At 69.6% G+C, this 8,859-nt stretch carries 11 protein-coding genes; 2 read left to right on the forward strand and 9 right to left on the reverse strand.

Translation table 11 applies throughout. The annotated features are described in order from the left end of the window. Positions 1 to 31: 31 nt before the first annotated feature. The 5 genes from ACFSJG_RS22780 to ACFSJG_RS22800 all read right to left on the reverse strand — a co-directional run bounded on the left by ACFSJG_RS22780 (position 32) and on the right by ACFSJG_RS22800 (position 3,076). Positions 32 to 133 (reverse strand): 30S ribosomal protein bS22, encoded by a 102-nt coding sequence (locus ACFSJG_RS22780; protein ID WP_003402602.1) that lies wholly within the window; start codon positions 131 to 133, stop codon positions 32 to 34. A 225-nt stretch (positions 134 to 358) separates the two neighbouring features. Beyond that, positions 359 to 592: a helix-turn-helix domain-containing protein gene (locus ACFSJG_RS22785; RefSeq protein ID WP_378487504.1), complete on the reverse strand. Its 234-nt coding sequence runs from the start codon at positions 590 to 592 to the stop codon at positions 359 to 361. A 125-nt stretch (positions 593 to 717) separates the two neighbouring features. After that, on the reverse strand, positions 718 to 1,533 hold the full coding sequence (gene proC / locus ACFSJG_RS22790; RefSeq protein WP_378487505.1) for a pyrroline-5-carboxylate reductase: 816 nt from the start codon (positions 1,531 to 1,533) through the stop codon (positions 718 to 720). A gap of 59 nt (positions 1,534 to 1,592) precedes the next feature. Beyond that, positions 1,593 to 2,450 (reverse strand): thioesterase family protein, encoded by an 858-nt coding sequence (locus ACFSJG_RS22795; protein WP_378487506.1) that lies wholly within the window; start codon positions 2,448 to 2,450, stop codon positions 1,593 to 1,595. Then, positions 2,447 to 3,076, reverse strand: coding sequence for a MerR family transcriptional regulator (locus ACFSJG_RS22800; protein ID WP_378487507.1), 630 nt, complete (start codon positions 3,074 to 3,076; stop codon positions 2,447 to 2,449). Before ACFSJG_RS22800 ends, ACFSJG_RS22795 begins: the two co-directional genes overlap by 4 nt. Positions 3,077 to 3,193: 117 nt before the next feature. Here ACFSJG_RS22800 and ACFSJG_RS22805 point away from each other — a divergent pair, with 117 nt between their 5' ends. After that, positions 3,194 to 3,610 carry a hypothetical protein gene (locus ACFSJG_RS22805; protein ID WP_378487508.1) on the forward strand — a complete coding sequence of 139 codons (417 nt, stop codon included), beginning with the start codon at positions 3,194 to 3,196 and terminating at the stop codon, positions 3,608 to 3,610. 5 nt (positions 3,611 to 3,615) lie between these two features. On the opposite strand, the gene ACFSJG_RS22810 is transcribed toward ACFSJG_RS22805, so the two are convergent. From ACFSJG_RS22810 to ACFSJG_RS22820, 3 genes are read right to left on the reverse strand one after another with little or no spacing between them, the layout of a single operon-like run. Continuing rightward, positions 3,616 to 4,503 carry a sugar phosphate isomerase/epimerase family protein gene (locus tag ACFSJG_RS22810; protein WP_378487509.1) on the reverse strand — a complete coding sequence of 296 codons (888 nt, stop codon included), beginning with the start codon at positions 4,501 to 4,503 and terminating at the stop codon, positions 3,616 to 3,618. A 1-nt stretch (position 4,504) separates the two neighbouring features. Beyond that, on the reverse strand, positions 4,505 to 5,842 hold the full coding sequence (locus tag ACFSJG_RS22815; RefSeq protein WP_378487510.1) for a hypothetical protein: 1,338 nt from the start codon (positions 5,840 to 5,842) through the stop codon (positions 4,505 to 4,507). Next, positions 5,839 to 6,789 (reverse strand): Ppx/GppA family phosphatase, encoded by a 951-nt coding sequence (locus ACFSJG_RS22820; protein WP_378487511.1) that lies wholly within the window; start codon positions 6,787 to 6,789, stop codon positions 5,839 to 5,841. The genes ACFSJG_RS22815 and ACFSJG_RS22820 overlap by 4 nt, the downstream gene beginning before the upstream one ends. Before the next feature lie 66 nt (positions 6,790 to 6,855). Here ACFSJG_RS22820 and ACFSJG_RS22825 point away from each other — a divergent pair, with 66 nt between their 5' ends. Next, complete coding sequence (locus tag ACFSJG_RS22825) at positions 6,856 to 7,668, forward strand: DUF3109 family protein (protein WP_378487925.1); 813 nt, start codon at positions 6,856 to 6,858, stop codon at positions 7,666 to 7,668. A gap of 19 nt (positions 7,669 to 7,687) precedes the next feature. Here the strand turns inward: ACFSJG_RS22825 and ACFSJG_RS22830 are convergent, their stop codons facing one another. Beyond that, positions 7,688 to 8,728, reverse strand: coding sequence for an alpha/beta hydrolase (locus ACFSJG_RS22830; protein ID WP_378487512.1), 1,041 nt, complete (start codon positions 8,726 to 8,728; stop codon positions 7,688 to 7,690). Positions 8,729 to 8,859 lie beyond the last annotated feature (131 nt).

The raw sequence follows: 8,859 nt of genomic DNA on the forward strand, positions 1-8,859 counted from the left end.
ACGGGCGAGCAGTCCCGGATACTCGGGCGACTTACTTGCCGAGTTTCCGACGCTGGACGCGAGTCCTACGAAGCAGCTTGCGGTGCTTCTTCTTCGACATGCGCTTGCGGCGCTTCTTGATCACTGAACCCACGGGAGTTCCTCACGTTCTTCTCTAGCGTTCCTGCGCACGCCGGTGACGTACGTCCGTTCTGGCCTGTACAGCCGGTGGCGACACCATCGGAGTCACCGCCTGCCGACACACACCAACCTGGCGCTGTGGCCTCGTATCCGCTAGCCCAGCGCCTGACGACACCCGGCTGGCTGGCACGACGAAACAACATCGTACCGGGAACAGTCGGGTGGTCGGAAACCGACCTCAGCCGGCGTCGAAGTACGACGTTTCCAGATAGTCGTGCACGGCCTTGGCGTGCACGCGGAACGACCGGCCGACCCGGACGGCAGGCAGTTCGCCGCCGTGGACCAGTCGGTAGACAGTCATTTTCGACACACGCATCAACGCGGCCACCTCGGCGACCGTGAGGAACTGCGTGCCGCCGAGGACAGGCTGGCTTTCCGGACCCGCACCCTTCGGCTTGTTTGTAGACACCATCGATTGCATACCTCCGGCACGTGTCGCGCCGCCGGCTTCCCCTCCGGCGGAACAGACACGCACGTGCTGCAGTCGAGCTTAACGGGACAGGTGGGATTACTGCGACGGGTGTGAGATATCGAATCTCATTCCGGAGCTGCGCCGAGGGCCGCGGAACGGTCCCTCGCAGCGAGGAGTGCCTCGTTGAACGCGGTGCGAAGCCCCCCGCGCTCGAGCTCACGGATCGCGGCGGCCGTCGTCCCTCCCGGCGAGGTCACGTCGGCTCGGAGCTCGTTGGCCGTGCTCCCCGACTCCGCCAGCATCGCCGACGAACCGACCAGCGTCTGCACGACCAACTCGGTCGCGGTGGCCCGCGTCAGACCGAGCCCGACGCCGGACTCGATCATGGCCTCGGCCACCAGGAACACGTACGCCGGACCCGACCCCGACACCGCGGTGACGGCGTCGAGCTGGGCTTCGGGGACGGTGACGACCTGGCCGACGGCACCGAGGATCCCGCGCACCGTGTCGAGGTGCTCGGCGGTCGCGTACCGACCGGCCGCGATCGCGGAGACGCCCTCACCGACGAGCATCGGCGTGTTGGGCATGACCCGCACAACCGGGAATCCGGCGGGGAGCTTGCTCTCGAACCGGGCCGTCGGGATCCCGGCGGCCAGGCTCACGATCAGTTGTTCGAGATCACCGTCGAGGTCGACCTTGCCGAGCTCGACCATGACGGCGTCGACGTCGGCGGGCTTGACCGCGATCACCACGACGTGGGCACCGTCCGCGGCGTCCGCGACGGTAGTGGCCCGGATCCCGTACCGGCCGGCCAGCTCCTGCGCGCGCGGCGGGTACTGCTCGGCGACGACCAGGTCCTTGGCCGCGTGCCCTGCCTTCGCCAGTCCGGCGATCAGCGCTTCGCCGATCCTGCCGCCACCGATCACTGCGATTCTCGTCATGACCGAGAGCCTGCCATGCACCGTCGGAGCGAACGGTGCCAGCCCTTCGGGAGCCGGTGTCAGCCCTTCGGGATCATGGCGAGCTGCCGACTCTGCACGATCACCTGACCGGAGGAGTCGAGCACGAGGTGGTCCTCCTCGAACCAGGTGTCGCCGAGAACCTGGGCGCTCGCCATCACGCGCATCCAGCCGGGCTCCGGCAGTCGCCGCAGGTAGGTCGTCAGCTGGACCGTGGGTGCCCAGCCGAACATGCCTCGGTTCATCGTGACGGGTGCACTGATGTCGCCGAGCATGATCGCGAACAACGCCGCGGTGTCCGTGTCCGCCTCGTCCTCCGCCATCGGCCGTGCCCACATGCGATTGACGGGATCGCCCAGTTCACCGGTCAGGAATCGGGCCGCGGTCGGATCGACCCGCAGGTCGCATCCCTTGGCCACGTGGACGATCTCCGCCATCGGGTGACCGTCGGTGATCACCGACGAGTCCGCGGCGGGCTCCGCGGGCAGGGCGTCGAGGGCGAGCGGCTCGCGGTGCCGGGGCTCGGCCACGTCGGGCCTGCCCAGGGTCACGGCGGCGGACACGGCCAGCCGATCGTCCTGCCACAGTTCGACGTCGACGAGGCACACCTGCCTGCCCTGCTTGCGGATCGTCGTGGTCAGGCGGACGTCGCCCGGATCCGGAGCGGACAGGTAGTTGGCGCTGACCGCCACCGGCTGCAGCTCGCGCGCACCGCCCTCGGCCCGCACGACGTCGCGCGCGGCCGCCGCGCAGGCGGCCATCATGCATCCGCCGTGCACCTTGGGCCCGATCGTCCAGATCGGGTCGATGTGCGCGGAGAAGGCACCGTCACCGAGCGGAGTCAGGGTGGTCAGTTCGGTGAACGGCCGGGTCGAACGGAGGGTCTTGAGTTCGGTCATGCGGTGTCCTTCTTCGAGTTCTCTTCCCGGTGCTTCGCCGAGATGTCCTGGTGTGCGAGTCGGCGCATGGCGGCGATCACCGGCTCGTAGATCGCAGTTCCGAGCACCGAGTACTCGACCGCCGCCTGCGCCGACTCCGTCGGAATGAGTGCGAAGTCGATCTCGGCGATGCCGCGAACGTGTCTGCCGTAGGCGTCGAGACGTTCGTCGGTCATCGGGATACCGACGCTCTCGACGGCCTCGAGGGCGCGCTCGAGCTGCTCGACGGCCGGATAGGACGGGTCGTAGACCTGGCCGAGGTGTTCGAGGGCACGCCGGGCCCTGGGGTGATCGGCCGACCTCGGTGCATCGGAGTACGGCGGGAGGGCCGCGATCGCGCGACCGATCGTGTCGTGCAGGTCGTCGCCCGGATGCTCGACGAGGGCGGTGATGAGCCGGATCTTCTGGATCGGGAGTCCGGCCCCGGCGAGCGCCTTGATGAGAGCGAGTCGGTGCAGGTGCTCGTCGCCGTAGTCGGCCTGCGTGGCGCTGGTGGTGACGCCCGGCATCAGGACGCCTTCACGCAGGTAGTACTTGACGGTGGCGAGTGGGACGCCGGAGCGCTGTACCAGCTCGGACACCCGCATCACATGCCTCCGTCGCCGACTCTTGACCCTGATCACTGGATACCAATACTATCCAATCATTGGATATCTTCTCTATCCAATGATTCGAGAGTACTTCGCCCACCGGAGGTAACCGCCATGGACCCCGTTCTCGCTCTCGTCACCGGCATCACCCTGCTCACCGTCGTCGGCATCGCGTTCGGCGGAACCTTCATGCTTCGCGTCGTGTCCGGCGGGCAACCCGCGAATGCGCTCCAGAAGACCATGTTCCGCGCCGGCCACGCCCACGCCGGGGTACTGGTGACACTCGGCCTCGTCGTCGCGCTGCTCACCCAGGCCGCGGGCGTCGGTGACGCGTGGTCGATCGCCGGGTCCGTCCTGGTGCTCTCCGCGGCGATCTTCGTCCCCGCCGGGTTCTTCCTGTCCGTGCTGGGCACCGACCCGGCCGGACCGAACGGGTGGATCCGCTCGGTGTGGATCGGCTTCGGCGTGCTCGTGACCGGCCTCGTCGTCTCGGGTATCGCGACGATCGCCGCGGCCGTCGCGGCTCTCTGAACTCGCTAACGCGCGAGATGCTCGCGGGCGAACGCGAGTGACTGCGCGAGCATCGAACGCCTCTCGGCGCGCGTGCGTGCGGTCTGCGTGTTGATCTCGAGTACCGCGTGCCCGGAGAAGGGGGATTCGGCCAGCGACCGGCACATCTCCGCGCACGGTTGCGAGCCGTGACCGGGGATGAGGTGCTCGTCGGCCGAGGCGCCCCGCCCGTCGGCGAGGTGCAGGTGCGTCAGGCCGCCGCCCATCCGCTCGGCGAGCGCGAAGGCGTCCATCCCGGCGGTCGCCGTGTGCGAGAGATCGAGCGTGTAGTGCTGGTGCCCGACGTCGGTCGGGTCGTACGACGGCGCGAACGCCGACACGCCCGGCCCGGGTCCGCCGCGGCGCTCCAGCCGTTCCGCGGATCTCTCCTTCGCGCCCCAGAACCTGTCGGCCCGCATCGGGAACATGTTCTCGACAGCGACCACGACGTGTCCGCTGGCCTCTTCGAGTTCCCCGACCTGGTCGGCGAACCCGTCGGCGTAGCGGCGCTGCCACCGGAACGGCGGATGCACGACCACGGTGCGGGCACCGAGGTCCTCCGCCGCGTGCACGGAGCGTTCCAGCTTGGCCACCGGGTCCGCTCCCCAGACACGCTGCGAGATCAGCAGGCACGGGGCGTGCACCGCGAGCACGGGAACCGAGTACTTGCGGACCAGCCGGGTCACCGCGGCGACGTCCTGACTCACCGATTCGGCCCACACCATCAGTTCGACGCCGTCGTAGCCGAGGTCTGCGGCGTACTCGAACGCCGCCTCGGTGTTCTCCGGATACACCGAGGCGGTGGACAGCCCGACGAGGATCCGACCCGATCCACGTGCCCCGGCGAACGTCTCTCCCGTTCCCCCTGTGGTCACGTCAGCTCGAGCTGAGAACGAATACGAGCGGACCGATCGTGACGAAGACACCGACGATCACGGCGATCAACAGGCTCAGCAGATCCTCGGTCTGCCGCAGGATCCGCACGACCGCAACCAGCCCGGCGATCACCAGCACCGCGAGGACCAGCGACACCCACGGCAACGACTCCCACAGCTTCTCGAAGCCCTTGAACAGCAGTGCACCCGCGACGATCGCGACGACAGCCTGTCCCGCGAGGACTGCCCACTGCTTGACCGCGTTGCCCCCGGCGACCTGCTCGCGCGCCGTCGCCGGCTCGGCGTCGGCCTCGGTCTCGTCCGCCGGCTCGTCGTCGTGCGACGGGCCGTCGACGATCCGCGGGAACTCGCCGGTCGTGTGGACTTGGGCCCGCGCCTCCTCGAGCGATTCGTTGCGCGAGCTGCGGGCCTGACGAAGCAGGTCGGCCTCGAGGCTGGGACCGGTGAACAGCGCGGGTTCGCGGACCGCGTCGAGACGGTCCGAATCCGGAGCCGACGCGGGCGACTTCCCCTTGGGGACCTTCGGGGCAGGCGCGGTGGCGGGCGGCTCGGGCCGGTTCGTCACCGCGGGCACGATCGCCGTCTGCTCGGCGGCGGCCTCGTCCTGTCGAGCGGGCATCGACATCGGCGCGATCTCGGTGGGTGCCGCGGCCGCACTCTGCGCGGCGCGGTCGGCGGCAGCCTTGCGCTCCGCCTCGGCCCGACGGTCGGCTTCCGCCTTGCGCTCCGCCTCGGCCCGACGGTCGGCTTCCGCCTTGCGGTCCGCCTCGGCCCGACGGTCGGCCTCGGCCTTGCGGTCGGTCTCGGCCTTGCGATCGACACCGGCCTTGCGATCCGCGTCGGCCTTGCGGTCGGCATCCGCCTTGGCCAGCACCGCCCGGCGCAGCGCCGGGATCGACTGGGTGTGGTCGACGACGGGATCCGCGGCCGGGTCGAGAAGCGAGGACGGGAACGACTCCGACGCCGACGACACCGCGGCGACCTCGGCCGCGGCCACCGGCGCGGGCGTTTCCGCGACCGGCTCGGGTGCGGCGCTCACCGACGCCGACGGCCACGCCAGGGCGGCCTCCATCACCGGTGCGGCCACCGGCTCGACCACGTCGTCGGGATCCGGTGCGGCGCGCCGGTTCCGGGTGGGTGCGTCGCTGACGACGGGAAGCTCGCCCGTGAGTTCCGCGACGCTGATGCCACCCTCGGCCCCGCGCCTGCGGCGGCCGCCGCGCGACTGCACCTGCTGGCCGTTGCGGGCAAGCAGTTCGGCGACCGAGATCTGCCCGGTGTCCTCTGCGTTCACGGTCCTCCCGGTGTTCTCCGTCATCGCGCCACCACCAGTTCCCCACCCATTTCCGTGTCCAGTTTGCGAAGGATCAGGCCCTCGCGGAGCGCCCAGGGACAGATCTCGAGTTCCTCGACCGCCAGCGCCCGCATCGTCGCCTCCGCGATCAACGCGCCCGCCACGATCTGCTGCGACCGGTCCGCGCTCACGCCCTCCAGTTCGGCGCGGTCCGCCGTCGTCATCCGCGAGATGAACGCGATCAACTGACGCAGACCTGCGGCCGTCAGCGTCCGGCGCACCCGCGGGCCTGCCGTGGAGGGCGCGGCACCGGTGAGGCGGGCGAGCGAGCGGAAGGTCTTCGACGTCCCGACGACCCGGTCGGGGGCGCCTGCCGCGCGTAGCGCCTTCGCGGGCTCGACGAGTTCGGCGTCGAGCCAGTCGCGCAACACCGCGACGCGCCGCTTGCCCGGCGGATCCGACTGCAGCCAGTCGCGGGTGAGGCGACCGGCGCCCAACTGGAGCGAGTACGCGACGTCGGGGTCCTCGTCCGCGCCCGAGCTCAGCTCGAGCGATCCGCCGCCGATGTCGAAGTTCATGATCCGGCCGGCGCTCCACCCGAACCAGCGGCGCACGGCGAGAAAGGTCAGACGGGCCTCGTCGACCCCCGACAGCACCTCGAGGTTGACGCCGGTCTCCTCTCGGACGCGGGCCAGGACCGCGTCGGAGTTCGTCGCGTCGCGGACGGCGGACGTCGCGAACGCCATCAGTTCGCCGCACCCCGAGGTGGCCGCGATCGAGGCGAAGTCGCCGACTGCGGCGACCAGGCGATTCGCCCCGGTCTCCGTGATGTCGCCGCTGTCGTCCGTGTTCTCGGCGAGCCGCAGAGTCGACTTCGTCGAACTCATCGGCGTGGGATGCGCACCCCTGTGCGCATCCACCACGAGAAGGTGGACGGTGTTGCTTCCGACGTCGAGTACCCCTAACCGCACGTGACCACGGTACTGGGTCTAACGTCGGGCACTGTGACAGCAGGCAGTACCGCGCCCTCCGTGAACATGACACCGACCCCCGAAGTGGGTCTCGACTTCCCGCGCGAATGGATCGAGTTCGTCGATCCCGCGAACCCCGAGCACGTCGTCGTCGCCGACCTGACCTGGCTGCTCTCGCGCTGGACCTGCGTTTTCGGCACCCCTGCATGCCAGGGCACCGTCGAGGGCAGGCCCGACGACGGCTGCTGCTCGCACGGCGCGTTCCTCTCCGACGACGAGGACCGCGAGAAGCTGGACCGTTGCGTGAAGATGCTCACGCCCGCGGACTGGCAGTTCATGGACAAGGGTCTCGGCAAGAAGGGGTACGTCGAGGAGGACGACCTGGAGGACGAGCCCGCGCTGCGGACACGTCGCTACAAGGGCGCGTGCATCTTCCTGAACCGCCCGGGGTTCGAGGGCGGGCTGGGCTGCGCCTTCCACATCATGGCGGTGCGCAAGGGCATCGAGCCGCTCGAGGTCAAGCCGGACGTCTGCTGGCAGCTGCCGATCCGCCGTACGCAGGAGTGGGTGGACCGGCCCGACGGCGAGCAGATCCTGAAGACGACGATCACCGAGTACGACCGACGCGGCTGGGGCGAGGGCGGAGCCGACCTGCACTGGTACTGCTCCGGATCGCCGGACGCGCACGTCGGCAAGCGGCCGGTGTGGCAGAGCTACGGACCCGAGTTGACCGAACTCCTCGGAGCGCCCGCCTACGAGGAACTGGTCCGGCACTGCCGCAGGCGCGCCGGACTCGGCCTGATCGCGGTGCATCCCGCGACGGCGGCTGCCCGCGAGGCCAAAGCGGCCAGCCGCTCCACCTGGGCGGCGACCGACTGACGACACGGGGCGAGTCTCCCTACGCGGGCAGGTCCAGAGCGCGGGCGAGGACCGGCCAGGAGGAGCGCAGGTCGTCCTGCCAGTAGCCCCAGGAGTGGGTTCCGGTCGGTTCCAGGTCGACGGTGGCCGGGATGCCGAGATCGGCGAACCGCTGCGCGACCTGTTGCGTGCACAGGTTGGCGGCGGCCTCGATCACTCCGCCGATCACGATCTGGTTCGTCAGCTGTGGTGACCCGTTCGGCCACATCACGCCGGGCTGTTCGTAGTGCCCGGGCAGTCCGCTGCCGCTCGACAGGTACAGCTCGAGACCACGCAGTTTCTCGGCGTTGACGTAGGGGTCCTGGTCGAGCCATTCCGGATCACCGACCGGGCCCCACATGTTGGTGGCGTCCCCACCGCCGCGCGCGATGATGCCCCGGATCGCCGCCTGCCCCACGGGATCGCCTGCCCGGGCGCACCCGCTGTAGGAGGCCACGCCGCGATAGAGACCGGGTGCATGGATGGCCAGGTTGAACACCGACAGGGCGGACATCGACAAACCGCCGATCGCGTTGACGCCGTTGGTGCCGAGCGCCTCGTCGACGACGGGCGGCAACTCACGGGTCAGGAAGGATTCCCATTGGTTGCGGCCGAGCTTCGGATCGTCGTGCCGCCAATCCGTGTAGAAGGCGCCGTAGCCGCCGATCGGGATGACCACGTTGACGTTCTTGTCGGCGAAGAAGTCGACGATGTCCGTCTGCTTCATCCAGTTGGCGCCGTCCACGCCGGCGCCGGCCCCGTTGAGCAGGTACAGGGTCGGCCGCGGTTCGCTGGTGTCCGTCGGACGCAGGACCTGTAGTTCGACGACCTTGTCCATGGAGGGCGAGTACACGAAGACGCTCCACCGTCGGTCACCGAGTTCGTCGATGTGGTCGAGGCGACCAACGGCTGCCTCGGCGGCGCCGTCCTGCGTCGGCACGGTGGTCGCGTGCTCCGGCACGGTGCCGGCAGCGGTGGCCACGGAGAGGCCGAGTGTCACCGCCGCGGTGATGACGGGGAGCAGCGTTCTTCGTAACCACATGGTCGATGTCGTCTCTCGTCGAGGTGCGGGCCTGAGCCGAGCCTCCGTACGAGCCTGCACGGGGGCGGCCTGGCGATGCTTCCGTTCAACACACTCACAGGTCAAGACCGACACGCCGACGACACGAACGG

Source organism: Rhodococcus gannanensis (assembly GCF_042681175.1).
GTDB lineage: Bacteria > Actinomycetota > Actinomycetes > Mycobacteriales > Mycobacteriaceae > Rhodococcus_G > Rhodococcus_G gannanensis.

Bases quoted from the DNA above. Each gene is read 5' to 3' on its own strand.
- ACFSJG_RS22815 (WP_378487510.1), bottom strand. From the start codon at position 5,842: ATGACGGAGAACACCGGGAGGACCGTGAACGCAGAGGACACCGGGCAG.
- ACFSJG_RS22795 (WP_378487506.1), bottom strand. From the start codon at position 2,450: ATGACCGAACTCAAGACCCTCCGTTCGACCCGGCCGTTCACCGAACTG.
- ACFSJG_RS22825 (WP_378487925.1), top strand. From the start codon at position 6,856: ATGACACCGACCCCCGAAGTGGGTCTCGACTTCCCGCGCGAATGGATC.
- ACFSJG_RS22800 (WP_378487507.1), bottom strand. From the start codon at position 3,076: ATGCGGGTGTCCGAGCTGGTACAGCGCTCCGGCGTCCCACTCGCCACC.
- ACFSJG_RS22805 (WP_378487508.1), top strand. From the start codon at position 3,194: ATGGACCCCGTTCTCGCTCTCGTCACCGGCATCACCCTGCTCACCGTC.
- ACFSJG_RS22830 (WP_378487512.1), bottom strand. From the start codon at position 8,728: ATGTGGTTACGAAGAACGCTGCTCCCCGTCATCACCGCGGCGGTGACA.
- proC (WP_378487505.1), bottom strand. From the start codon at position 1,533: ATGACGAGAATCGCAGTGATCGGTGGCGGCAGGATCGGCGAAGCGCTG.
- ACFSJG_RS22785 (WP_378487504.1), bottom strand. From the start codon at position 592: ATGGTGTCTACAAACAAGCCGAAGGGTGCGGGTCCGGAAAGCCAGCCT.